This is a genomic window from Nocardioides sp. L-11A (genome assembly GCA_029961745.1).
Lineage (GTDB): Bacteria > Actinomycetota > Actinomycetes > Propionibacteriales > Nocardioidaceae > Nocardioides.
In genome coordinates, this window is record CP124680.1 from 1,387,074 (window position 1) to 1,411,107 (window position 24,034).

Here is a 24,034-nt window from a genome sequence, read left to right on the forward strand (position 1 = left end):
CCCCTTGGGCGACCTGCGACGATCCGCTCATGAGTTGGTTCGCCCGCGGAAGCGGCGATCGCCAGGGCGGAGGCCGAGGCCGCGGAGTACGTCGAGGGTCTCGACGGCGGCGAGGTGCTGCCGCTGTTCCAGTCCTACGAGATGTACGACGCGCCCGGCGAGGGTGCCGAGGTCTTCTCGTTGATGCGGAGCAGTGAGCTCAATCCCGACGACTATCTCGACACCTTCTTCGACACGGGCGACGAGCGTCTCCGGACGGCCGAATGAAGGATGGGGCCGCGCTCGCGACGCCCACGGGGCCGATGACGCAGAGTGAGACGCGGCTTCGGTAGTGGACTTAGGTTCGGCTAACCTACAACCATGATCGTCTGCCAGTGCCGCGTCGTCACGGATCGTGACGTCGATGCTGCCCTCGCGGACGGCGCGCGGTCGGTCGGCGCGGTGTGCCGGTCGACGGGTGCGGCCCAGGACTGCGGGTCCTGCATCTTCTCGGTGAAGGCGCTGGTGCAGCAGCACCACGAGCGCGAGTGCGCGCACCTGCGGGCGGACGGCGCCGCGAGCTGACCGACGGGTCCGAGGGTCGGGACCGGCCGTGGCCGGCCAACTGAGTCTGTCCTCACCCCGGGTGGCGTGTGCCAGCATCGGCGGCAGGATCCCCGCCCGGAGGTGCGTCATGCAGCCAGTCGATCCCCGCGTCGTCGAGCTCCTCAACGAGGCGCTCACGTTCGAGCTCACGGTCACCAACACCTACTTCCTGCATGCCCGCATGCTCGACAACTGGGGCCTGCCGAAGCTCGGGAAGGTGTTCTACGACCTCTCGATCGACGAGATGCGCGACGCCGACGACCTGATCAACCGGATCCTGATGTTCGACGGCCACCCCAACGTCCAGCGGCTCAATGCCATCCAGGTAGGGGAGACGGCCGAGGAGATGCTCGACCTCGCCCTGGCCAGTGAGCGCGCAGCGGTCGCCCAGTTCAACGCGGCGGCCGAGGAGTGCCACCAGCTCGGGGACCACGGGACCGCCGCGGTCTTCGAGGAGATGGTCCGCGACGAGGAGAAGCACGCGGACTGGTTCGAGAGCCAGATCGACGCGATGGGCCGCGTCGGCGTCCAGCAGTACCTCGCCCAGCACGTCGCCGCCGGCGAGGGGCCCGCCTAGACCGGAAGCCCCGGAAGCACCGGTAGCGCCAGGAGCGGGATCCCGCGCCCGAGGCGTAGGGGAGCGGCGACGAGCCCGTCGCGCCACAGATGAGCACTCGCCACACCCCACGGCATCGCCACCGACACGACGACCTCGCGCGCGGCGTCCAGGACGAGGAGGCGCTGGTCGTGCTCGCCCGGGCGCGGACTCGTGGCGCCGACCAGCAGCCCACCGCGCTCGGTGAGGACGCGGGCGACACCGGCGCGGGCGGCGGCCACCTCGATCGACCGGCCCGGAGCCGGGGTACGGCGCTGCCGCCCGGCGTACTCCAGTGTCGCGATCGACACGAGTGCCTCGGTGGTCTTGGCCTGCTGCCCGATCGCGACCAGACCGTCGTGCTGGTGGCGGATCTCGTCGTTGTGCTTGCCGATCCTCGCGGTCAGCCTCCGCGTCACCGCGGGTGTCTGGAGATCCGTCTCGAACAGGCCGTACTCGGTGAGCAGCAGGGCCCGCCGGCCGGGCAGCGCGACGGCGCCGCGCAGCATGCCACGCACGCCCGTCAGGAGCTGCCAGGTCTGGTCGGAGAGGTCCAGGATGCCGACGCGCACCGCGGAGGTGCCCTCGACCCAGGAGGTGAGCAGCGTGTCGGGGGCGAGCAGGACCGTCGCTGTCGTGAACCCCTGCGGGTTCTCCCCGAGCGTGGGAACGGGGATCTCGACGGCGCCTCCGGTCACGGGTATCACCCTGCCGCACGGGAGCCGGGGCTTTGTGTCGGACCCCTCTGATGGGGTGAGGCATGGTCAGTGATCGGGCGGTGGTCGACTTGTCGGCCGGTGAGGTTCTCGAGTTCGTCGCGACCCGTCACGCTGCCCGCCTCCAGGCGGAGCGGGACATCCTCGAGGCCGCGTATCAGTGGGCGGTGCTGCACCATCCCGACCGGCTCCCGGTCGATGATCGGCGGGGCCGGTCGCGGGCTCGTCGTGTGGGTGGGGCTGGCACGCCGCTGGTCACCGAGCACGCCGCGGCGGCGTTCGGGGCCCGGGTCCAGACCAGCCCCTATGGTGCACGCCGGTTGATCGCGGATGCGGTCGACCTCCACCTCCGCCTCCCGAGGCTGTGGGCCGGTGTCCGGGCCGGCACCGTGCGGGTGCCGCATGCCCGCCACGTCGCGGCCGCGACCCGCGACCTCACTCCTGAGGAAGCAGCCTGGGTCGACGCCGAGGTCCATGAGGTCGCGGACGGCCGGTTGGCGTGGGCCCGGTTCGAGACCGTGGTGGACGGCAAGGTCGCCGCCGCTGCGCCGGAGCTCGCCCGCGCCCGGGAGGAGGCTGCGGCGAAAGAGCGGTGTGCTCGCATGTCGCGGGTCAACCGGCACGGGATGGCGACGTTCACCATCAAGGCGGACGCGGTCACGATCGCGGGGATCGATGCCGCGGTGAGCGCGGTCGCGGAGAAACTGAAAGAACAGCAGCCGGACGCGGCCGTGAATGACCGTCGGGTCGCCGCGGCTGCGTTGTTGCTCAATCCCACCGCACACGCCGACCTGGACCTCTCGGTCGGGCCGGTGAAGGTCCGGGCCACGGTGTACCTGCACCTGTACGCCGATTCCCCGATCGCCCGGTTGGAGGGCCATGGCCCGGTCACCATCGCCCGGATGATGCGACTGCTCGGTGAGGCGGGAGCCAGGACCCGGATCACCCCCGTCATCGATCTACCTGGCCAGGCACCGGTCGATGCCTACGAGATCCCCGCCCGGCTGCGTGAGGCGGTGCACCTGATCCACCCCGCCGACGTGTTCCCCTACGCTGCGAACACCACCCGCGACGTCGATCTGGACCATGCGGTCCCCTACAGCGAGGGCGGGCCGACCAGCATCGGCAACCTGGGGCCGTTGACGCGTACCCATCACCGGGTCAAGACCCACGCCGGTTGGCAGGTGCGACATCCGTTCCCCGGGATCGTGATCTGGCGCGATCCCTACGGGGCCCACTACCTCATCGACCCGACCGGCACCCGCCGGGTCACCCCCACCACCGGTGACGACACACCCACCCGCACCGACATCATGGTCACCCATTTCGTCCTCGACCACACCGCCGCCTGACCGCCGCCACGGGTGAGCGCACGCACGGTCTCGGCCTGACCGGGCCGCGCCGTCGCTAGGGTCGGAGCGTGGCCGTGACCCTCGACGAGATCCACGTCGCCGACCCTCCGCACGCCTGGCGCGACGCCGGGTTCACTGTCGACGACGACGGCACCTGCCGGGTCGGGAGCGTCCGGATCCGCCTGGTCGGCCGCGCGCGCGGCACCGGGATCGTGGGCTGGTCCCTGCGCGACCTGCCCGGCGACGCGGCCGCGACCGACGTGGACGGCGTTCCGACGGCGTCCTCGGTGACGCCACCGTCCACGCCCGCGACCCACGCCAACGGGGTCACGCACCTCGACCACGTCGTCCTGCTCTCGCCCGATGTCGCCCGGACGCGGGCCGCACTGGAGGCGATCGGGCTCGACGTACGCCGGGAGCGGGACGGCCTTCTCGCCGGGGCCCCGGTGCGACAGCTGTTCCTCCGTCTCGGCGAGGTGATCCTCGAGGTCGTCGGCTCACCCGACGAGACCGGAGACGAACCGTCGACCTTGTGGGGCCTGACCCACACGGTGGTGGACATCGAGGCCGCGGCAGCGCTGCTCGGTGGGCGGACGTCGCCGGTGAAGGACGCGGTGCAGCCCGGCCGGCGGATCACCACCCTGCGACACCGGGATCTCGGCATATCGGTGCGCACCGCGTTGATCACGCCCCACGTGCGGGCCGGCTGATGCGCCGGGTCTCCGTCGTCGGCAGCTCCGGGTCCGGCAAGTCGACGCTCGCGCGCCGCCTCGCGGCGGCCCTCGAGGTCGAGTACGTCGAGCTCGACAGTCTGTTCTGGGGACCGGACTGGACGCCGGCCACGGCCGAGCAGCTCCGGCAGCGCGCCCGGCTCGCCACCGCCGGTGAGGCCTGGGTCGTCGACGGCAACTACCAGAGCAAGCTCGGCACCCAGGTCTGGGAGCGCGCCGACACCGTGGTCTGGCTGGACCCGCCCCGCTGGCGGGCGATGTGGCAGTCGATCAGTCGCACCGCACGCCGTGCGGCCACCGGTCAGGAGCTGTGGTCGGGCAACCGAGAGACCTGGCGTGGCCTGATGTTCTGGCGCGGCGCGGACTCCGTCGTGTGGTGGGCCTGGACGACGCACCGCGGCACCCGGGAGCGGTACGCCACGGCGATGGGCGAGGCCACGGGAACGGGCCCGGCCTGGCACCGGCTGCGCACCCGCCGCGACGTCGCGCGGTTCCTCGACGCCGTCAGTGGCGGCGCTGCAGCACGACCCAGCCGAGGGCCACGCCGAACCCGGCGATGATCGGCCCGATGACCGAGAACGTCTCGGACTTCGTGTCGCCGATGACGCCCCACGACAGCAGCGTCCAGTAGCCGCCGATCAGCAGCAGGAGGACCGCCGGAGGCAGGCCGAGCAGCAGCTTCTGCCAGCGCGGTCGCGCGCCGTAGCGATCCTGGTCCACGTCCTGCAGGCTACTCGGCGACCCGGGCGGACCAACCTTCGGCCAATCTTCTGCTGCTGTCCTGGGGTGACCGTCATCTCATCTCGGGAGAGTCAGTCATGGGGAAGTCACTCGGGCCTGCCGGCGCGCCCGCACCACCGAACGCCGGACCACCCTCCACTGTCGGAATCGGCCGCCGCTCCTTCGTCGGATACGTGCTGGGCGGGACCGGCCTCGTCGTGGCCGCCGACCTCGCGCTCGGCGCCGCGCCGGCGCAGGCCGCGGGCCTGCCGATCCCGTCGGTGCCGCAGGTCCCGGAGCTCTACGACCTCAACGACTTCCTCACCCACTGCGCGCTGCCGACCTCGGCGCTGATCGCGATCCACATCGACGAGCGGGGCGACGCGCACTTCGCGCTGCCGCGGATGGAGGTCGGACAGGGCATCACGACCTCGACGGCGATGATCATCGCCGACGAGCTCGACCTGCCGCTCGACCGCGTGCACGTGACGCTGGCCCCGGCGCGCCGGGAACTGCTGTTCAACCAGCTGACCGGCGGTTCCAACACGACGATCTCGACGTACACCCCGATCCGGGTGGCCGCCGCCGTGGCCCGCAAGGCGCTGCTCGACGCGGCGGCGATCCAGCTCGGCGCGCTGGTCACGACCCTGACCGTCAAGGGCGGGGTGATCGCCGACCTGCTCGGCAACACCCTGACGTACGGCGAGGCGTCGGTCCTCGCCGCGCCGGAGACCACGCGCCAGGTGCGGGTCGAGCTCAAGGAGGAGTCCGAGCACGCGATCGTCGGTACGCCGCAGCGGCGGGTCGACGCCCGGGACGCGGTCACCGGCCGCAAGCGGTTCGCCATGGACCTCGACGTCCCGGGCGCGCTGCCGACCATGGTATGTCGTGCCCCAGACCTCAACGGCACGGCGAAGGAGGTCCGCAACCAGGCGGCGGTCGAGGCGATGCCGGGCGTCACCCACGTCGCGATCATCCCGACCGGGGTCGCCGTCCGCGCGCGCACCTTCGGGCAGTGCATCGACGCCGTGCGCGCCCTCGACGTCGGGTGGAACGCCGGCACGGTCGCGGGCCGGTCGTCGGCCGACATCCTCAAGCAGCTGCGCCGGGCCGAGCTGCCGCTCGCCGTGCCCAAGCTCGGCGCGACGACCGTCGAGGGCGAGTTCGTCTTCCACTTCCGCAGCGGTTCGGCGCTCGAGCCCAACTGCGCGATCGCCGACGTGCGCGCCGACTCCGCCACCATCTGGGGCGGACTCAAGTCGCCGATCGACGCGCAGTCCAAGGTCGCCAAGGCGCTCGGCATGGGGCAGGGCAGGGTGACCGTCAACGTCGTCCAGGGCGGCGGCTCGTTCGGCCGGAAGCTGTTCAGCGACGCCGCGATCGAGGCGGCGCACGCCTCGAAGGCGTTCGGCGCGCCGGTCAAACTGATGTGGCACCGGGCCGACGAGCCGCGGCAGGGCCGGGTGCACCCGATGGCCACCTCGCGGATCCGGGCCACGGTCCTGCTGGGCAGCGTCATCAGCTTCGAGCAGCGGCACACCTCGGTGTCGACGGACTTCACCCACGGCCTGGGCGAGCGGCTGACCGCGGAGGTCGCCGCCCTGCCCACCGGGCTCGGCAACCTCGGGTTCTCCGAGACCGTGTTCCTGCTGAGCCAGGAGCTGCCCTATGACTTCGGGGTCGTCACCCAGCTGCTCAACGAGTCGAACTACGACGTCGACAGGTTCAACACCAGTTCCGTGCGCAACATCTACTCACCCGACGTGCGGTGCGCCAACGAGCTGATCGTCGACCGGCTGGCCGCCAAGCTGAAGTTGGACCCGGTGGCGTTCCGGCTGAGGTACGCGAAGAGCGGCATCGTGAAGCGGGTCCTGCGGCGGGCGGCCGAGCTGGGCGAGTGGGGCCGCGCGATGCCCGCGGGCACCGCGCAGGGGATCGCGATCCACAAGGAGTACAAGGGGGCGACCGCCGTCCTGGTCGAGATCGACTGCCGGCCCGAGACGGTGAACCGGACGGTGCGCGACGCCGTCACCGGCCCGCGGGTCACGAGGGCGACCGTCGTGGTCGACTGCGGACTCGCCATCAACCCGCTGGGCATCGAGGCCCAGATGATGGGCGGCTTCTCCGACGGGCTGGCCCAGGCGCTGAGCTACGGCAACCACCTCGTCGACGGCCACTTCCTCGAGGCCAGCTGGGACAACTCGGCCTACACGCGGCAGTGGAACACGCCCTTCGACTTCCGCTGTGAGGTGCTCGACTCCGACCGCAGGGAGCCCGGCGGTATCGGCGAGGCCGGCGTCGCGGCGTCGATGGCCGCGGTGGCCTGCGCCTACGCCCGGGCCACCGGGACGATGCCCACGGAGTTCCCGATCAACTTCCACGACCCCCTCCACTTCGAGCCGAAGCCGTTCGTCCCCTCCGTTCCCGAGTCGCCGGTCAACGGCCTCGACCACGTCTCCTGAGGTCGCCGTCATGCCCACGCACACCTTCCAGCTCAACGGCGAGACCGTGACGGTCGACGTCGAGGACGACGTCCGCATCCTCTGGGTCCTGCGCGACGTCCTCGGCGTGACCGGACCCAAGTACGGCTGCGGGATCAACGTCTGCAAGGCCTGCACGTCGCACATCAACGGCAAGGCGTTCAACCCGTGCGCCGTACCGGTCGGGGCGATCGGGCCGGACGACGAGATCACCACGATCGAGGGTCTCGCCGACACCGCCCCCGGTGCCGGGCTGCACCCGATGCAGGAGGCCTGGCTGGAGTACGACGTCGCGCAGTGCGGCTACTGCCAGCCGGGGCAGATCATGGCGGCGGTCGCGCTGGTCGAGCGGGTCCGGGCCGAGCGCCGCGCGATCACCGAGGACGACCTCGACTCGATCCGCAACGTCTGCCGGTGTGGCACCTACCCGCGGATCCGGGACGCGATCAGGGCCGGGGCCGAGCACATGTAGTGCTCAGCCCAGCGCGAGCCTCACGGCGACCAGGACCATCGTCGCCGCGATGCACAGCTCCACGACCTGCCACGCGCGCGGACGCGCCAGGAGGGGGGCGAGCAGCCGGGCCCCGAACCCGAGCCCGCAGAACCACAGCACGCTCGCCGCCGCCGCCCCGAGCCCGAACCACCAGCGGCCGGCGGGCTCGCCGCCGTCGTGAGCGGCGGCGACGGAGCCGATGAGGAGGAGGGTGTCGAGGTATACGTGCGGGTTGAGCCAGGTGAGCAGGATCGTGCGGGTGACCACGCCGCGGCGGCTCTCGACGCCGCCCTCGCCCGTGACCACCGCCAGCGACTCCGGCCGCGCGGCGCGGCGCAGCGAGCCGGCGGCGTACCCGAGCAGGAAGGCGACGCCCAGCCAGCGCACGAGCACGAGCGCCCAGCCCGCCCGGTCGACGAGGGCACCGACGCCGGCGATGCCGGCCGCGATCAGGATCGCGTCGGACGCCGCGCAGATCAGTACGACGACCCCGACGTGGGAGCGGAGCAGCCCCTGGCGTAGGACGTAGGCGTTCTGGGCTCCGATCGCGACGATGAGGGACGCCGTCGTCAGCAGGCCGGCGACGGTGGGAGCGAGCACACGGTCGAACCTAGGATCGGCTCCACGTGAAGGCCAGCGAATGTTCCTGCAGGAACCTAAGCGTCACTTAACCTGAGGGAATGCGCTTCGACCCCGCCCAGCTGGAGACGCTCGTGGCGATCACCGAGGAGGGGACCTTCGAGGCCGCGGCCCGGCGCCTCCATGTGACGCCCAGCGCGGTGAGCCAACGGGTGCGGGCACTGGAGCAGGCGGCCGGCCAGGTCCTGGTGCGCCGTACGACGCCCGCGACCGTGACGCCGGCGGGGGAGCCGCTGGTGCGGCTCGGCCGCCAACTGCGGCTGCTCGGGACCGAGGCGGCCGCGAGTCTCGGTGGCGATGACGTCGTCGACCTCGCGGTCGCGGTGAACGCCGACTCGCTGGCCACCTGGTTCCGTCCGGTGCTGGCCGCGGTCGCGCGGCGGCCGGGCACCGCGCTGCGGCTGCACCTCGAGGACCAGGCCTACTCCGACGACCTGCTGCGGCGCGGCGAGGTGCTGGCTGCCGTGACGGGGGAGCCGCGGCCGGTGCAGGGCTGCATCGTGGAGCGGATCGGGGGCATCCGCTACACCGCGGCGGCCGCGCCCCGGCTGGTCGAGCGGCACCGGCGGGGCCGGGGCGTCGACTGGGCGGCGATGCCGCTGGTCGTCTACAACGAGAAGGACCACCTTCAGGACGACCTGCTCGCCGCCCACGGCGCGGGGCGACCGGCCGTCGTGCACCGGGTGCCCAGCACCGCCGCCTTCCACGAGGCGATCCGGGCCGGCCTCGGCTGGGGGATGCTCCTCGACCCGCAGCTCGCCGACAGCCTCGCGGCGGGAGAGGTGGTCCGGCTGCCCGGCGCCCGCCCGGTCGTCGTCCCGCTCTTCTGGCAGCGCTGGCGCCTCGACAGCCCGGCACTGGTGGCGCTGAGCGAGGATGTGCGCCGCGCGGCGCGCGCGGGGCTGCGCTGAGCCGGTCAGGCCTCCGCGGTGGCCTTGATCCCCGTCAGCGTCTGCCGCATGCCCTCGCGCAGTGCCGTGGTGAAGACGTCCATGCCGCCGAGGAAGCCCTCGGTGAGCTCGCGGGACAGGTCGGAGATGCCGTCGGGCGTGCTGCGGCGCTGCGTGAGCAGGGTGCCGTCGTCCTCGGCGCGGAGGTGGAAGGACCAGACGGCCCAGTTCTCCTCGACCCGGAAGGCGATCTCCTCCTCGGGCGCGAACCGGACGATCCGGGCGTGGGTGGTCCACTCCAGCTCGCCGTGCTGGTTGCGGTTCGTGAACGCCGCGCCCTCGCCGAGCTCGGCGCCCTCGGCCAGCCGGGTCGAGGTGACCTGCGGGCTCCACTCGGCCATCCGCCGCACGTCGCTGACGAGTGCCCACACCCGGGCCGGGGGCGCGTCGATCGCGATCGAGTCCTCGAGCTGCTGGTCCATGGGTCCTCCCCGGTTGATCTGTGCGACCGGTCGGTCGCATTGATGGGCACCGTAGTCGCCGGAGATCTTTACGTCCAGTCGGTCGTATAAACTGTCGGCCATGGCAGGAGAGGCGGCTCCGGTGGATGGGCGCCGGGCGCGTGGCGACGCGACCCGGCGGCGCGCGGCGCGGCACGCGGCGGATCTCGCCACCACCCACGGACTCGACTCGATCTCGGTCGGGGGGCTGGCGACCGCCACGGGGCTCAGCAAGAGCGGCATCCTCACGGTCTTCGGTACCCGCGAGGCGATCCAGGTCGCGGCGGTCGCCGAGGCTCGCCGCGTGTACGCCGCGACGGTGATCGAGCCCGCCTGGGGCGCCGAGCCCGGGCGGGCGCGGCTGCGGGCCCTGCTCGACTCCTGGGTCGACTACCAGCGGGCGGGAGTCTTCCCGGGCGGCTGCTTCGTCACCGCGACCGCCGTCGAGTTCGGTCACCGCGGGGGCCCGGTCGCCGACGCCGTGCGCCGGCTCAAGCGCGAGTGGCTCGACCTGCTGGAGACCGAGCTGACGACGGCGGGTGCCGCCGATCCCGTCGACGACGCCTTCCGGATCGACGCCTATCTCACCGCCGCGGACACCCGGCGCCAGCTCTTCGGCGACGACACCGCGCTCGACCGGGCGCGTGCGCTCGCCCTGGCGGTGATCGGCTGAGCGGACGGCCCGAACTCCTCTAGGCTGGTCGCGATGAGTACGGAGCCGGCCGTCGGGCCGGGCGCCGCCGTCACGGTCAACGGAGCCGCCCGGGCGCTCGTCGACGCCCAGCCGCCGCTCACCGCGCTCGACTGGCTGCGCGGGCTCGGCCTCACCGGCGCCAAGGAGGGCTGTGCCGAGGGGGAGTGCGGTGCGTGCGCCGTCCTGCTCGCCCGGCCGGCACCGGACCCCGCATCCGGCGTCCCCACCGCGTGGACCGCGATCAACGCCTGCCTGCTGCCCGCCGCCGCGCTGGCCGGCCAGGAGGTCGTCACCGCGGAGGGCCTGGGCACCCCCGCCGCGCTGCACCCAGTGCAGCACGCGCTGGCCGTCCACGGTGGATCGCAGTGCGGCTACTGCACGCCCGGCTTCGTGTGCAGCATGGCCGCCGAGTTCTACCGCCCGGATCGCGAGACCTTCGACCCCCACGCGCTGTCGGGCAACCTGTGCCGCTGCACCGGCTACCGGCCGATCGTCGAGGCGGCCGAGGCCCTCGGCGCCCCGGCCGCCGGCGACCCCCTCGCCGTCCGTACGACGGCCCCGCCGCCGCCCGCGCCACCCCACACGCTGCCCGGCTGGGTGCGGCCGGCGAGCCTCGCCGAGGCGCTGGCCCTGCTCGGCGAGCCGGGCGCGGTCGCCATCGCCGGGTCGACCGACCTCGGCGTCGAGGCCAACCTGCGTGGTGCCCGGCCCGCTCTCCTCGTGGCCGTCGACCGGCTCGACGAGTTGCGCGACCTGAGCGTCGGCGACGATGCTGTCGAGATCGGCGCGGCCCTGACGCTCAGCGAGGTCGAGCGGCGGCTGGCGGGACGGATCCCCTTGCTGGACGCGGTCTTCCCGCAGTTCGCGTCGCGGTTGATCCGCAACGGCGCGACCTTCGGCGGCAACCTCGGCACCGGCTCCCCGATCGGCGACCTGCCGCCCGCGCTGCTCGCCCTCGACGCCGAGCTGGTGCTCGTCGGCCCGGCCGGTGAGCGGACCGTCCCGCTCACCTCGTTCTTCACCGGCTACCGCCGCTCCGTCCGCGAGCCCGGCGAGCTGATCGCCCGGATCCGGGTGCCGCTGCCGCTCGCCACCACCACCGCGTTCCACAAGATCGCCAAGCGCCGCTTCGACGACATCTCCTCGGTGGCGGTCGCCTTCGCGCTCGACGTCGTCGACGGCGTCGTCCGCGGCGCGGCCATCGGGCTCGGGGGCGTGGCGGCCACGCCGATCCGCGCGACGGCCGCGGAGCAGGCCCTCGTCGGCCGTGCCTGGACGGCTGCGGGCATCGGCCCGGCCGCGGCCGCGCTGGCCGCCGCGGGCACGCCGCTCGACGACCACCGGGCGAGTGCCGCGTACCGTGCGGCGATGCTCGGGCAGGCGCTCCCGCGGCTGCTCGCCGAGCAGCCGGGAGGGAAGGCGTCATGAGCGTCGGCGAGGCCCGGCCCCACGAGGCGGCGGCACTGCACGTCACCGGCCGGGCGCTCTACACCGACGACCTCGCGCTGCAGGCGACCGGCCTGCTGCACGCCCACCCCGTCCAGGCGCCGCACGCGCACGCCCGGATCACGCGGCTCGACCCCGCGCCGGCCTACGCGGTCCCCGGCGTGGTGCGGGTCCTGACCGCCGCCGACGTCCCCGGCACCAACGACTCCGGCACCAAGCACGACGAGCCACTGTTCCCCGACGAGGTGATGTTCCACGGCCAGGCGGTGGCCTGGGTGCTGGGCGAGACGCTGGAGGCCGCCCGGCTGGGCGCGGCGGCCGTCGCGGTGGCGTACGACCCCCTGCCGTCGCTGGTCACCATCGCGGACGCGATCGCCGCGGCCTCCTTCCAGGGCGCGCGACCGACGATGGAGCGTGGCGACATCGAGGCCGGATTCGCCGCCAGCACGCGGGTGTTCGAGGGCGTCACCGAGCTCGCCGGGCAGGAGCACTTCTATCTCGAGACCCACGCGTCCTTCGCGCAGGTCGACGACGACGGCCAGGTGAGCGTGTCGTCGAGCACCCAGCACCCGACCGAGACCCAGGAGGTCGTCGCCCACGTGCTGGGCCTGGCCAGCCACCAGGTGACGGTGCAGTGCCTGCGGATGGGCGGCGGGTTCGGCGGCAAGGAGATGCAGCCCCACGGGTACGCCGCCGTGGCGGCCCTCGGCGCCACCCTGACCGGCCGTCCGGTCCGGGTCCGGCTCACCCGGCAGCAGGACCTGACGATGAGCGGGAAGCGGCACGGCTTCCACGCCAGCTGGCGGGTCGGCTTCGACGACGGCGGCGGGCTGCAGGCGCTCGACGCGACCCTCACCTCCGACGGCGGCTGGAGCCTCGACCTCTCCGAGCCGGTGCTCTCGCGGGCCCTGTGCCATATCGACAACGCGTACTGGATCCCGCACGTCCGGGTCTGCGGCCGGATCGCCCGCACCCACACCACCTCCCAGACCGCGTTCCGCGGCTTCGGCGGCCCGCAGGGGATGCTCGTCATCGAGGACGTCCTCGGCCGCTGCGCGTCCGCGCTCGGGCTGGCGCCCGAGGAGCTGCGGCGCCGCAACTTCTACGTCGAGGGCCAGGCGACGCCGTACGGCCAGCCGGTGCGGCACGCCGCGCGCCTCGACCGCGCCTGGCAGCAGGTGCTCGACACCGGCGAGTTCGCCGTTCGGCGCAAGGAGATCGACCGCCACAATGCCGGCTCCCCCCATGCCAAGCGGGGTCTGGCGATCACGCCGGTGAAGTTCGGCATCTCCTTCAACTTCACCTCCTTCAATCAGGCCGGCGCGCTCGTGCACGTCTACAAGGACGGCTCGGTGCTCATCAACCACGGCGGCACCGAGATGGGCCAGGGCCTGCACACCAAGATGCTCCAGGTCGCCGCCACCGCGCTCGACCTGCCGATCGAGCGAGTGCGGCTCGCCCCGACCCGCACGGACAAGGTGCCCAACACCTCCGCCACGGCCGCGAGCTCCGGCGCCGACCTCAACGGCGCCGCGGTCAAGGACGCGTGCGACCAGATCCTCGCGCGGCTCGTTCCCGTGCGTGAGCGCCTCGGGTCGCAGGCCGCGTGGGAGGACATCGTGCGCACGGCGTACCTCGACCGAATCCAGCTCTGGGCCGCCGGCTTCTACCGCACCGAGGGCCTGTCCTGGGATGCGACGACGATGACCGGGCACCCGTTCAAGTACTTCGCCTACGGCGTCGCGGCCGCCGAGGTCGAGGTCGACGGCTTCACCGGTGCCTACGCCGTGCGCCGGGTCGACATCGTCCACGACGTCGGTGACAGCCTCTCCCCGCTCGTCGACCTCGGCCAGGTCGAGGGCGGCTTCCTCCAGGGCGTCGGCTGGCTGACCCTCGAGGACCTGCGCTGGGACAGCTCGGACGGGCCCGGCCGCGGGCGCCTCGCGACGCAGTCCGCGTCGACGTACAAGCTGCCGAGCCTGTCGGAGCTGCCCGCCGACCTGCGCGTCGCGCTGTTGGAACGGGCCACCGAGGACGGCGTCGTCTACGGCTCCAAGGCGGTCGGCGAGCCGCCGCTGATGCTGGCGTTCTCGGTGCGTGAGGCACTGCGCGACGCGGTCGCCGCCTTCGAGGTCCCGACAGGCGCACCCAGCACACCCGTCGAGCTGGCCTCGCCGGCCACCCCGGAGGCGGTCTGGTGGGCCATCGAGAGCGTGCGGAGGTGAGCACCAGGTGAGCATGGACTGGCTGCGTGCGCTCCAGCACCTCCGCGCGACGCGGACGCCGGCGGTGCTCGTCACCGTCGTCGAGGTGCACGGCCACGCCCCGCGCGCGGCCGGCGCCAAGCTGGTCGTCGCCCCGCGGGAGACCTGGGGCTCGATCGGCGGCGGCAACCTCGAGGAGACCGCCGTCCGCCGGGCGCGGGTGCTCCTCGACGACCCCGACGCCGCACCCGCGACCGAGCGCCACGATCTGTCCGACCGGGCGCCCGGTGAGCACGGCGTGCAGTGCTGCGGCGGTCGGGTGATGCTCCTCTACGAGCCGGTGCCGGTCCGGCGCTCGGTCGCGATCTTCGGCATGGGGCATGTCGGCTTCGAGCTGGCCCTGCTGCTCAGCCGCCACGATCTCGAGCTCCACCTCGTCGACTCCCGGGCCGATCAGCTCGCCGAGGCCCGGCTCGCGCCGCTGCTGACCGGCCCGGCCGACGTCCGGGCGCACCGGGTGCCGGTCCTGCCCGAGCTCGTGGTCGCCGACCTGCCCGTCGGCACCGACGTCCTCGTCCTCACCCACGACCACGCCGAGGACCTGGCCCTGCTCGACGCGCTGCTCCGCTCCGACGCGCCGGCGTCGATCGGGCTGATCGGCTCCAGCGCCAAGTGGGCACGCTTCCGCACCCGGCTCGCCGAGCTCGGCCATGACCAGGATGCGATCGCGCGGGTCCGTACGCCGATCGGGGCGCCCGGCCTCGCCGGCAAGGAGCCCGCCGCGATCGCGCTGGCGGTGGCCGTCGCGCTCGTGCGCCGCTCGTCACACCAGGTGTGAACCTGCCGCTTCGTGGTAAGGGTTCACGGGCCAGTTGGTCTGGCTCCACCGCCTGTGAGTGCGCCCCGGCGCAGATGAGGACCCGCCCCGATGAACCAACCCCCTCCCGGTACGCCCCCGTTCGGCCAGGGCGGCTACCCGCCGCCCCCGCCCGGTCAGCCGCCGTACCAGCAGGGTTGGACGCCGCCGGCGGGACCCCCGCCGAGGGGATCGGGGACGGGGCGCACGCTCGTCTGGCTGGCAGCGGGCCTGGTGCTGGTGCTGGCCGTGATCGGCGTCGTCGCCCTCGTGGTCCGTGGTGGCGACTCCGCGGACTCGGACGACAAGGCGGGCGGTGGCGACCGGCAGGCGTCGTGCGAGACCTACGCCGAGGTGGTGTGGAGCAGCGAGATCTGGGCGGCGACCGAGTTCGACCCGGAGAAGCTGCAGGAGATGTACGACGCGGCGCTCGCCGATATCCGCGACGACGAGATCGAGGAGCTGGTCTCGGCGGAGGCCTCGGTCGTGGTGTCGTACTACCGGGCGATCGGTGAGTGGAAGCAGTCCATGATGGACGCCCTGGGTCGCGGGGAGAGGCCGGAGACGACGTTGCCCGCCGAGCTCACGGCGCAGCAGGGCGAGATCCCCCGCGCGCAGGGCGCCGTCATCGAGGCCTGCGCGGACGTGCTGCCCCGGCGTGAGGACGACGCGCCCGTCCCGCGGGTCACCGCTCCGACGCTGGAGCACCCGAGCTGGATGGACGAGGACTGATGGCGGGGCAGCATCCGTACCCGCCGCACCCGCCGGCACCTCCCGGGCGGCGTGGATTCCCCTGGTTGGCGGTGCTCGGCTCCCTCGCCCTGGTCCTGGTGCTCGTCGTCGGCGTCACCGTGGTCCTGGCGCTGGACGAGGACGACCCATCGAAGGACCGACCGAGCAGGTCGGAGGCGCTGCGTGAGCGGCTTCTGGAGGGGGAGCGTGCGGAGCTGCCGACCACCGCTCAGGCCGAGGAGGCGGTCCCGGGCTACGACTACACCGCTCCGATCAGCGGCGTCGGTGTCGACGACGACCTGATCATCCCCGCGACCTACGACGCGGACGCCGTGGATCCGTGGCAGGGAGACCCCGGCAAGATCGAGGTGTACGCCGACCAGGCGCTGACCCGGCCGGTGCCGATCCTCATCCTGCCGGACCCGACCTCCTCCACCACGGACCCGCGCCTGGCGATCACGCCGCTGGGTCTCAAGCGGTCGCACATCACGCGGCGCGACGGCCGGGCGAAGGGCACGCTCGCCGATCTCGGCACGTACTGGAACCTCAACCCCCACGTGTACGTCGTGCAGTACCTCGAGCCGGACGGCAGCAAGCGGGTCCGGCCGCTCGTGACCCAGGTCGACTTCACCGCCGAGACGCCGGCCCCGGCGCAGATCACGTCGTCGGTGACGCCCCAGGGGGACGCCTTCCTGCAGTGGTCGCGGGTCCCGGACGCGACGGAGTACCTCGTCGTCCTGCAGCAGCACAAGGACAGCAGCCTGAACGACACGGTCCAGGTGGTCGGGCGCACGACGGACACGAACTGGTCCTCGGCCGTGACGAAGAAGTGCCACCACTCCTGCACGCAGAACGACCTCCTGAAGCTGACCACCGTCGACGCGTCGACGATGCTCGGGCTGCCGCAGCTGGTCGCCGAGAAGGTCGACGCCCGGCTCGGCGTCATCGCCGTCGTGGACCGGAAGGCGTCGGTGATGACGCCGATCGACTTCGGCGGTCTGGAGGCGCTCCCCGTCCGGTCCGACCGGAAGTGGGACGCCGGCGCGGACATCGCCGGTCGCGGCCTGGAGGCACTGCCGAGCCGGTTCCTGTACGTCTCGATCGAGGGCTCGACCCGGGCGACCGGTGCCTTCGTCGACCGGGCCGAGGTGCGCCGCCAGGGACCCGACTGGGTGGTGCCGCTGCGGGGCCAGGGGACCCGGCTGGTGGACCCGGTCCTCATCCCCGCCGCGGCGGTCGACGACATCGACGCCGCGGTCGCGACGTTCAACGAGCGGGCGCAGCGCGACTATCCGCCTGCCGGCTTGCGCGAGACGGGCATCGTGATCCGCACCGACCTGCCGCAGCAGCCCAGCCCGGAGCTGCCGCCGCCCGACTACCCGGTCTTCGGCAGCAACGAGCTCACCCGGTTCATCGCCGGCCAGCTGATCGCCGGCTCGACGGCCATCGACATCTCCGAGTTCCTCGACCAGCCGGGGATCCCCGCCTACGACGACGCGCTCCAGGAGGCCGTCTACCAGAACCCGTACGCGATGGCCTACTTCGACCAGTTCTCCTTCGACGGCAGTGTGATCCACGTCGAGGCGGCGTACCCGCCGGCCGAGAAGCAGGCCCGGCAGGCGAAGATCGCGGACGCTGCCGAGGCGGTCGTGGACAGCCAGATCTCGGCAGGGATGAGCGTCTCCGAGAAGGTCAGCGCCATCAACCGGTATCTGGTCGACCATGCCGACTACGACGACGCGGCGATCGCCGCCTCCGGGAAGTACCGCTCCGACATCCCGGCCGACTATCGCTACGCGTGGGAGACCGACGGCATCCTCGTGAACGCCCTGGGGGTGTGCATGAGCTACGCCTACGCCTTCCACGCGGTCGCGGAGGAGGCCGGCCTGGAGTCGGTCGTCATCTCCGGGGAGCTGGCCGACGGCGGCGGTCACGCGTGGAACAAGGTCAAGATCGGCGACAGCTGGCGCGCGGTGGACGTGACCTGGAACGACCCCGGCGGGCCGTGGGCCGCCTCGTCGGGCACCCGGTACCTGATGATCCGCGACGGGGAGTTCACCGGCAGCGCCCTGCGCACCGAGCGGGACACCTGGATGGCCGACGCCTACCTCAGCCAGTACGCCACCCGGTGACCCGCGGATCAGTAGGCGGTGCGGGCGGCGTTCGCCAGCCAGGCGTCGAAGGGCGCGGCGGCCTCGGCGGTCACCACCTGCGTCACGGGCATGGCCCACGCGGTGCGGGGTCGGTCGAAGAGCTCGTAGAACGCGCGGTCGTCGAAGCCGCCTCGGGCGGCGTCGTCGCGGTCGGCGGCGTAGACGACCCGGTCGAGACGCGCCCACAGCGAGGCCGAGACACACAGTGGGCAGGGCTCGCACGACGTGTAGAGCGTGCACCCACGCAGCTCGAAGGAGGCCAGCGCGGTACACGCCGCGCGGATCGCGACCACCTCCGCGTGGGCGGTCGGGTCGAGGTCGCGGGTGACGCGGTTCTGGCCCTCGGCGACCACGGCCCCGTCACGGACGACGACGGCGCCGAACGGACCGCCGCCCTCGGCGACGCTGCTCGTCGCCAGGTCGACGGCGCGCACCAGCCAGGCATGCTCGCTCATGACGCCATTCAACCGCGTGCGGCGCTTCCCTGCGAGGCAACGAGCCGATCCATGACCCGGCGCAGCGCCTGGACGACGTGCTGCGCGGAGCGGCGGCGCAGGGTCTCCGGCCGCGCGAGTACGTCGATGGTGCGGCTGGTGCTGAGCCCGTGCAGCGGGCGGAGGACGACGTCGTCGTACGGGTGGGGGGAGGTGTAGCGGGGCAGCAGGCCGATGCCGGAGCCGGCGGCGACCAGGGCGGCGACGGCACCGTAGTCGTTGACCCGGTGGACGACGTCGGCGCTGCGCCGGGTGAGGGCGGCGACGGCGGTGAGGACGTCGTCGGGGGAGTAGCCGACCCGGCTCGTCACCCAGCGCTCGCCGACCACGTCGCGCGGACGGAGCCGCTCGCGCGAGGCGAGCGGGTGGCCGGCCGGGAGGGCGACGTCGAGGGGCTCGCGGGCCAGGGTGACGACGTGCAGGTCGTCGGTGGGCCAGGGCGGACTGTGCTCCATCCGGTGGGCGAGGACGAGGTCGTACTGGGCGGCGAGGGCCGGGAAGTCGCGCTGGGCGACGTCCTCGTCGGTCAGCCGGAGGTCGGGGGAGCCGGGCCGGCCGGGGCCGGCACCGAGCTCCCGCAGCAACGGTCCGAACAGCGCCTGCCCGGCACTGTGGAAGCTGCTCAGCGTGACCGTGCCGCCCGGCGAGTCCTCGAACTCCTCGACCGCCGTGCGCGCCGCCGCCATCGCGTCGATGACACCGGCACCCGCGCGGGCCAGGACCCGGCCGGCGTCGGTGAGGGTGAGCACCCGTCCGTCGCGTCGGGTCAGCGGCGTCGCGAACTGCCGCTGCAGCGCGGCCAGGTGCTGCGAGACCGCGGACGGCGAGACGTGCAGCGCCTCGGCGACCGCGGTGACGCTGCCGAGGGCGCCGAGCTCGCGCAGGATGGTGAGCTGATGGACCTCCACCCGGCCAGACTACGGTGAAGTGATCACTTAACCGACGCTGCAGGAAGTGGCCGTTGCTCTGTACGGTCGGCGGGCGCTGCAATGGAGCCATGAAGGCGCTCTTCAAGGCCGAGGCCGGTCCCGGGCTGGCGCTCGTCGAGCGCCCGGATCCGGTGTGCGGACCGGCGGACGCGGTCATCCGCGTGCTGCGCACGGGCATCTGCGGCACCGACCTGCACATCCTGCGCTGGGACGACTGGGCGGCCGGAGCGGTGCGGACGCCGCTGACCCCGGGGCACGAGTTCTACGGCGAGGTGGTCGAGGTCGGCCCGCTCGTCACCGATGTCGCGGTCGGCGACCGTGTCTCCGGGGAGGGGCATATCGTGTGCGGCACCTGCCGCAACTGCCGCGCGGGCCGTCGTCAGATGTGCATCCGCACCATCGGGCTCGGTGTGCAGCGCGACGGGGCCTTCGCGGAGTACCTCAGCCTCCCGGCCAGCAACGTCTGGGTCCACCATCCCGACGTCGAGCCCGAGCTCGGCGCGATCTTCGACCCCCTCGGCAACGCCGTCCACACCGCGCTCGCCTTCCCGCTCGTCGGCGAGGACGTCCTCGTCGCCGGATGCGGGCCGATCGGGCTGATGGCGATCGCGATCGCCCGTCACGTCGGCGCCCGGTACGTCGTCGGCACGGACGTCAGCCCGGCCCGGCTGGAGCTGGCCCGGCGGATGGGTGCGGACGCCGTCGTCGACGTGACGACCGGATCGGTCGCCGACGTGCAGCGCACGCTGCACATGCGCGAGGGCTTCGACATCGGCTTCGAGATGAGTGGTGCGCCGTCCGCACTGCCGCAGATGATCGACAACATGAACCACGGTGGCCGGATCGCCATGCTCGGGCTGCCCAGCTCGCCGTTCGCCGTCGACTGGGGCAAGGTCGTCACCCACATGCTGACCCTCAAGGGGATCTACGGCCGGGAGATGTTCGAGACCTGGAACGCGATGGGCGCGATGCTGCAGACGAGTGGCACCCTGCGCGACGCGATCGGGTCGGTCATCTCCGACCGGCTGCCCGCCCGCGACTGGGAGCGGGGATTCGAGATCGCGGCGTCCGCCGGGGTCGGCAAGGTCGTGCTGGACTGGACGGAGCTGTGATGTATCAGAACTTCAGGAACCATCTCACCGCGGAGCTCGACGGGATCGAGCAGGCCGGGCTGACCAAGCGCGAGCGCGGCATCCGCGGCCCGCAGAAGGCCGAGATCGTGGCGGACGGCGCGGAGGTGCTCAACTTCTGCGCCAACAACTACCTCGGGCTCGCCGACGACCCGCGGCTGCTCGACGCCGCCCGCGGGGCGCTCGACACCTGGGGCTACGGGATGGCCAGCGTGCGCTTCATCTGCGGCACCCAGGAGCAGCACCTCGAGCTCGAGCGGCGGCTCTCGGACTTCCTCGGCACCGACGACACGATCCTCTACTCGTCCTGCTTCGACGCCAACGGCGGTGTCTTCGAGACGCTCTTCGGGCCCGAGGACGCGATCATCTCCGACGCCCTCAACCACGCCTCGATCATCGACGGCATCCGGCTCTCCAAGGCCCGCCGGCTGCGCTACGCCAACCGGGACATGGCGGACCTGGAGGAGCAGCTGAAGGCCGCCGCCGACGCGCGCTTCCGGGTCGTCGTCACCGACGGCGTCTTCTCGATGGACGGCTATCTCGCGCCGCTGCGGGAGATCTGCGACCTCGCCGAGAGGTACGACGCGCTGGTGTTCGTCGACGACTCCCACGCCGTCGGCTTCATCGGCGCCGGCGGCCGCGGCACCCCGGAGCTGTGCGGCGTGGCCGACCGGGTCGACATCTACACCGGCACCTTCGGCAAGGCGCTCGGCGGCGCGTCCGGCGGGTACGTCGCCTCGCACCGCGAGATCGTCGCGCTGCTGCGCCAGCGCTCGCGGCCCTACCTGTTCTCCAACACCCTCGCTCCGGCCATCGTCGCCGGCACGCTGCGGGCACTCGACCTGGTCGAGGGCTCCGGCGAGCTGCGCGAGCGGCTGCGGGCCAACGCCCGACTGTTCCGGGAGCTGATGGCGGCCGAGGGCTTCGACCTGCTGCCCGGCGAGCACCCGATCGTGCCGGTCATGTTCGGCGATGCCGCGCTGACCGCCCGGATCGCCGACGAGATGCAGAAGCACGGCGTCTACGTCACCGCGTTCAGCTTCCCTGTCGTGCCGCGCGGGGAGGCGCGGATCCGGGTCCAGCTCTCCGCCGCCCACACCGAGGACCAGGTGCGCCGCTGTGTGGCCGCGTTCGTCGCCGGACGACAGGCCGCCCGGGGCTGATGGTGAGCCAGGACTGTCGATCACGGGTTGGATGGACAGGAATATTTCCTGTCTAATGGGAGTCATGACGGACGTTCTTTCTCTCGCAGACCGCAACGACTCCCGCGGCGCCCCCGTCGTGGCGCAGCCGGCCTGGCGCAGCCTGAAGGCCGCCGTCGAGGAGATCCGCACCTGGCAGCGCGCCGACGGCTCCGTCGATCTGGACGCGGCCGGTGCGCCCCCGCGTGCGAGCGTCGCGGCCGCGGTGAGCGCCATCGCGGCCGCCGTCGAGGAGCTGTCCCCGCTGCTGCCGCACGACACCGACTACCACCGCGCGCTGGTCGCCGACCTCCGCCGCTGGGCCGACGCCGGCTTCGGCGTACCGGACTTCCTGGACTCGCTGTTGGCGTTCGAGCCGGCGCGTGAGCGCACCGACGGCCGCCAGCACCTCGTGGTCTTCCCGATGTACACCCAGAACGGCAACCCCGACCGCAACCTGGAGGCCGTCGTCTTCCGGATGGTCTGGCCCGACTGGCTGGCCGAGCTCGAGGCGACCCGCTACGACAACCCGCTGTTCTGCGGCATCACGTTCGAGGACTTCACCAGCGGCTACGACACCAACTCGGCCGTGCTCTTCCCCGAGACCGTCGCGGTGCGCGAGGTGCCCGAGCGGTTCAGCTGGGGCGCGATCTTCTGTGACCGCGAGGCCGCCCGCTTCCGCCGGGTCAGCCGGGCCGCGGTCGAGCTGCTCGGTGTCGACCTGCCCGACGAGGTCCGTGGCCTGATGGACGACCAGCTGCGCAGCCAGGACGCGTTCGTGCTCTGGGACCTGATCCATGACCGCGCGCACAGTCACGGCGACCTGCCCTTCGACCCGTTCATGATCAAGCAGCGCCAGCCGTTCTGGATGTACGGCCTCGAGGAGCTGCGCTGCGACCTGACCGCCTTCAAGGCCGCGGTCGAGCTCCAGTCCGAGGGCGTCGCACAGGCGATCGACGTCCAGCACGCGATCCTGCTCGACCGGATGTTCCGCTTCCCGGTCACCGGCGAGCGCAGCCGCAACTACGACGGCCTCGGCGGCCAGCTGCTCTTCGCGTACCTGCACCGCGATGACGCGATCCGCTGGACCGACAACACGCTGCGGATCGACTGGCAGCTGGCTCGGGAGGCGACCGGTGCGTTGTGCACCGAGATCGAGCAGCTCTACCGCGACGGGATCGACCGGCCCAAGCTGGTGCACTGGCAGGCCGGCTACGCCCTGGTCAGCCGCTATCTCGCCCCGCACCCCGCCTCGAAGTGGGCACGCGGCGCCGAGGCCCTCGACCTCACCAAGCAGCCCCGCGAGCTCGTCGACGATGTGCTCCCCGACGAGTTTCCGTTGAGTATGTTCTTCGAGGCGCTGGCGAAGAAGCTCAAGAACGTCATCGCGGAGACCCGCGGCATCCGTGCCGCAGCCTGACCGATTGACCGAACGGAGCACATCACCCGTGGCCGACACCGCAGCACAGCGCCGGCACGACCCCGACGCACGCCAGTTCGCCAGCGACAACTACGCGGGCGTCCACCCCGAGGTGATGGCGGCGCTCGCGCTCGCCAACGGCGGCCACCAGGTGTCGTACGGCGAGGACGCCTACACCGAGCATCTCCAGGACCTGATGGCCGGACTCTTCGGCGCGGGCGTCGAGGCCTATCCGGTCTTCAACGGCACCGGTGCCAACGTCATCGGCCTGCAGGCGCTCACCGACCGCTGGGGCGCCGTGATCTGCGCCGAGGGCGCCCACATCAACGTCGACGAGGGCGGCGCCCCGGAGCGGATGGGCGGGCTCAAGCTGCACACCGTCGCGACGCCCGACGGCAAGCTCACCCCCGCACTGGTCGACAAGCACGCGTGGGGCTTCGAGGACGAGCACCGCGCGATGCCGCAGGTCGTCTCGATCACCCAGTCCACCGAGGTCGGCACCCGGTACACCCCGGACGAGGTCCGCGCCCTCGCCGAGCACACCCACGAGCTCGGCATGCGGCTGCACATGGACGGCGCCCGGCTGGCCAACGCCGCCGCCGCGCTCGGCGTACCCGTCCGGGAGTTCACCTCCGACGCCGGTGTCGACGTGCTCTCCTTCGGGGCGACCAAGAACGGCGCCCTCGGTGGCGAGGCCGTCGTGGTCCTCGACCCCGCCGGCGTCAGCCACCTCAAGCACCTGCGCAAGCTCTCGATGCAGCTGGCCAGCAAGATGCGCTTCGTCTCGGTCCAGTTCGAGGCGCTGCTGGCCGACGGGCTGTGGCTGCGACTCGCCGACCACGCCAACGCGATGGCGCAGCGGCTCGCCGTCGGCGTCCGCGAGATCGACGGCGTCGAGATCCTGTACCCCGTCGAGGCCAACGGCGTCTTCGCCCGGCTGCCCCACGACGTCAGCCGGCGGCTGATGAAGCGGCATCGCTTCTACTTCTGGGACGAGGCCGCCGGTGACGTGCGCTGGATGTGCGCGTTCGACACCACGGAGGAGGACGTCGACGCCTTCCTCGCCGCGCTGCGCGAGGAGATGGGCCGCTAGC

25 protein-coding genes are annotated in these 24,034 nt (G+C 72.5%); 19 read left to right on the plus strand and 6 right to left on the minus strand.

The features are described from left to right. Positions 1–114: 114 nt before the first annotated feature. The 3 genes from QJ852_06520 (at position 115) to bfr (ending at position 1,162) form a co-directional block, all read left to right on the plus strand. Positions 115–267, plus strand: a complete 153-nt coding sequence (locus QJ852_06520) for a hypothetical protein (protein WGX98091.1) — start codon at positions 115–117, stop codon at positions 265–267. Between the two features lie 93 nt (positions 268–360). Continuing rightward, positions 361–564 (plus strand): (2Fe-2S)-binding protein, encoded by a 204-nt coding sequence (locus tag QJ852_06525; protein WGX98092.1) that lies wholly within the window; start codon positions 361–363, stop codon positions 562–564. A 109-nt stretch (positions 565–673) separates the two neighbouring features. Continuing rightward, positions 674–1,162, plus strand: a complete 489-nt coding sequence (gene bfr, locus QJ852_06530) for a bacterioferritin (GenBank protein WGX98093.1) — start codon at positions 674–676, stop codon at positions 1,160–1,162. On the opposite strand, the gene QJ852_06535 is transcribed toward bfr, so the two are convergent. Continuing rightward, positions 1,159–1,878: a hypothetical protein gene (locus QJ852_06535; GenBank protein WGX98094.1), complete on the minus strand. Its 720-nt coding sequence runs from the start codon at positions 1,876–1,878 to the stop codon at positions 1,159–1,161. The two genes, bfr and QJ852_06535, sit on opposite strands and share 4 nt — an antisense overlap. Positions 1,879–1,940: 62 nt before the next feature. Between QJ852_06535 and QJ852_06540 the strand changes: the two genes are divergently transcribed. From QJ852_06540 to QJ852_06550, 3 genes are all read left to right on the plus strand, one after another. Then, positions 1,941–3,248, plus strand: coding sequence for a DUF222 domain-containing protein (locus tag QJ852_06540; protein ID WGX98095.1), 1,308 nt, complete (start codon positions 1,941–1,943; stop codon positions 3,246–3,248). 68 nt (positions 3,249–3,316) lie between these two features. Then, positions 3,317–3,958, plus strand: coding sequence for a hypothetical protein (locus tag QJ852_06545; protein WGX98096.1), 642 nt, complete (start codon positions 3,317–3,319; stop codon positions 3,956–3,958). Next, the gene (locus tag QJ852_06550) at positions 3,958–4,539 is read left to right on the plus strand and encodes an AAA family ATPase (GenBank protein ID WGX98097.1); all 582 of its coding nucleotides are present in this window, start codon (positions 3,958–3,960) and stop codon (positions 4,537–4,539) included. Before QJ852_06545 ends, QJ852_06550 begins: the two co-directional genes overlap by 1 nt. Here the strand turns inward: QJ852_06550 and QJ852_06555 are convergent. Further along, positions 4,484–4,699, minus strand: coding sequence for a hypothetical protein (locus QJ852_06555; protein WGX98098.1), 216 nt, complete (start codon positions 4,697–4,699; stop codon positions 4,484–4,486). The genes QJ852_06550 and QJ852_06555 overlap by 56 nt on opposite strands. A 98-nt stretch (positions 4,700–4,797) precedes the next feature. On the opposite strand from QJ852_06555, the gene QJ852_06560 reads away from it, so the two are divergent. Together QJ852_06560 and QJ852_06565 are read left to right on the plus strand one after the other, a co-directional pair. Beyond that, a complete protein-coding gene (locus QJ852_06560; protein WGX98099.1) occupies positions 4,798–7,161 on the plus strand; it encodes a molybdopterin-dependent oxidoreductase in 2,364 nt (787 codons plus the stop codon). Positions 7,162–7,171: 10 nt separating this feature from the next. Further along, entirely contained in the window at positions 7,172–7,651 is a 480-nt protein-coding gene (locus tag QJ852_06565; GenBank protein ID WGX98100.1) for a (2Fe-2S)-binding protein, read from the plus strand. Positions 7,652–7,654: 3 nt separating this feature from the next. On the opposite strand, the gene QJ852_06570 is transcribed toward QJ852_06565, so the two are convergent. Beyond that, a complete protein-coding gene (locus QJ852_06570) occupies positions 7,655–8,272 on the minus strand; it encodes a LysE/ArgO family amino acid transporter (protein ID WGX98101.1) in 618 nt (205 codons plus the stop codon). A gap of 80 nt (positions 8,273–8,352) precedes the next feature. On the opposite strand from QJ852_06570, the gene QJ852_06575 reads away from it, so the two are divergent. Then, positions 8,353–9,222: a LysR family transcriptional regulator ArgP gene (locus QJ852_06575; GenBank protein ID WGX98102.1), complete on the plus strand. Its 870-nt coding sequence runs from the start codon at positions 8,353–8,355 to the stop codon at positions 9,220–9,222. 5 nt (positions 9,223–9,227) lie between these two features. Here QJ852_06575 and QJ852_06580 read toward each other — a convergent pair whose 3' ends face one another. Then, positions 9,228–9,683 (minus strand): SRPBCC family protein, encoded by a 456-nt coding sequence (locus tag QJ852_06580; protein WGX98103.1) that lies wholly within the window; start codon positions 9,681–9,683, stop codon positions 9,228–9,230. Positions 9,684–9,783: 100 nt separating this feature from the next. Between QJ852_06580 and QJ852_06585 the strand changes: the two genes are divergently transcribed. The 6 genes from QJ852_06585 to QJ852_06610 all read left to right on the plus strand — a co-directional run bounded on the left by QJ852_06585 (position 9,784) and on the right by QJ852_06610 (position 17,765). Next, positions 9,784–10,374, plus strand: a complete 591-nt coding sequence (locus QJ852_06585) for a TetR/AcrR family transcriptional regulator (GenBank protein WGX98104.1) — start codon at positions 9,784–9,786, stop codon at positions 10,372–10,374. A 33-nt stretch (positions 10,375–10,407) separates the two neighbouring features. After that, positions 10,408–11,823 (plus strand): FAD binding domain-containing protein, encoded by a 1,416-nt coding sequence (locus QJ852_06590; protein WGX98105.1) that lies wholly within the window; start codon positions 10,408–10,410, stop codon positions 11,821–11,823. Then, the gene (xdhB, locus tag QJ852_06595; GenBank protein ID WGX98106.1) at positions 11,820–14,066 is read left to right on the plus strand and encodes a xanthine dehydrogenase molybdopterin binding subunit; all 2,247 of its coding nucleotides are present in this window, start codon (positions 11,820–11,822) and stop codon (positions 14,064–14,066) included. Before QJ852_06590 ends, xdhB begins: the two co-directional genes overlap by 4 nt. Positions 14,067–14,079: 13 nt before the next feature. Beyond that, positions 14,080–14,883, plus strand: coding sequence for a xanthine dehydrogenase accessory protein XdhC (xdhC, locus tag QJ852_06600; GenBank protein ID WGX99539.1), 804 nt, complete (start codon positions 14,080–14,082; stop codon positions 14,881–14,883). A gap of 90 nt (positions 14,884–14,973) precedes the next feature. Continuing rightward, positions 14,974–15,633: a hypothetical protein gene (locus QJ852_06605; GenBank protein WGX98107.1), complete on the plus strand. Its 660-nt coding sequence runs from the start codon at positions 14,974–14,976 to the stop codon at positions 15,631–15,633. After that, on the plus strand, positions 15,633–17,765 hold the full coding sequence (locus QJ852_06610; protein ID WGX98108.1) for a transglutaminase domain-containing protein: 2,133 nt from the start codon (positions 15,633–15,635) through the stop codon (positions 17,763–17,765). The genes QJ852_06605 and QJ852_06610 overlap by 1 nt, the downstream gene beginning before the upstream one ends. Positions 17,766–17,773: 8 nt before the next feature. Here QJ852_06610 and QJ852_06615 read toward each other — a convergent pair whose 3' ends face one another. Together QJ852_06615 and QJ852_06620 are read right to left on the minus strand one after the other, a co-directional pair. Further along, positions 17,774–18,241 (minus strand): nucleoside deaminase, encoded by a 468-nt coding sequence (locus QJ852_06615; GenBank protein WGX98109.1) that lies wholly within the window; start codon positions 18,239–18,241, stop codon positions 17,774–17,776. 8 nt (positions 18,242–18,249) lie between these two features. Continuing rightward, entirely contained in the window at positions 18,250–19,188 is a 939-nt protein-coding gene (locus QJ852_06620) for a LysR family transcriptional regulator (protein WGX98110.1), read from the minus strand. 89 nt (positions 19,189–19,277) lie between these two features. On the opposite strand from QJ852_06620, the gene tdh reads away from it, so the two are divergent. The 4 genes from tdh to QJ852_06640 all read left to right on the plus strand — a co-directional run bounded on the left by tdh (position 19,278) and on the right by QJ852_06640 (position 24,033). Next, positions 19,278–20,321, plus strand: coding sequence for an L-threonine 3-dehydrogenase (tdh, locus tag QJ852_06625; GenBank protein ID WGX98111.1), 1,044 nt, complete (start codon positions 19,278–19,280; stop codon positions 20,319–20,321). Beyond that, a complete protein-coding gene (locus tag QJ852_06630) occupies positions 20,321–21,502 on the plus strand; it encodes a glycine C-acetyltransferase (protein WGX98112.1) in 1,182 nt (393 codons plus the stop codon). Before tdh ends, QJ852_06630 begins: the two co-directional genes overlap by 1 nt. A 64-nt stretch (positions 21,503–21,566) precedes the next feature. Then, on the plus strand, positions 21,567–22,940 hold the full coding sequence (locus QJ852_06635; protein ID WGX98113.1) for a DUF6421 family protein: 1,374 nt from the start codon (positions 21,567–21,569) through the stop codon (positions 22,938–22,940). Between the two features lie 28 nt (positions 22,941–22,968). Beyond that, positions 22,969–24,033 carry a low specificity L-threonine aldolase gene (locus QJ852_06640; protein ID WGX98114.1) on the plus strand — a complete coding sequence of 355 codons (1,065 nt, stop codon included), beginning with the start codon at positions 22,969–22,971 and terminating at the stop codon, positions 24,031–24,033. Position 24,034: the final 1 nt, after the last annotated feature.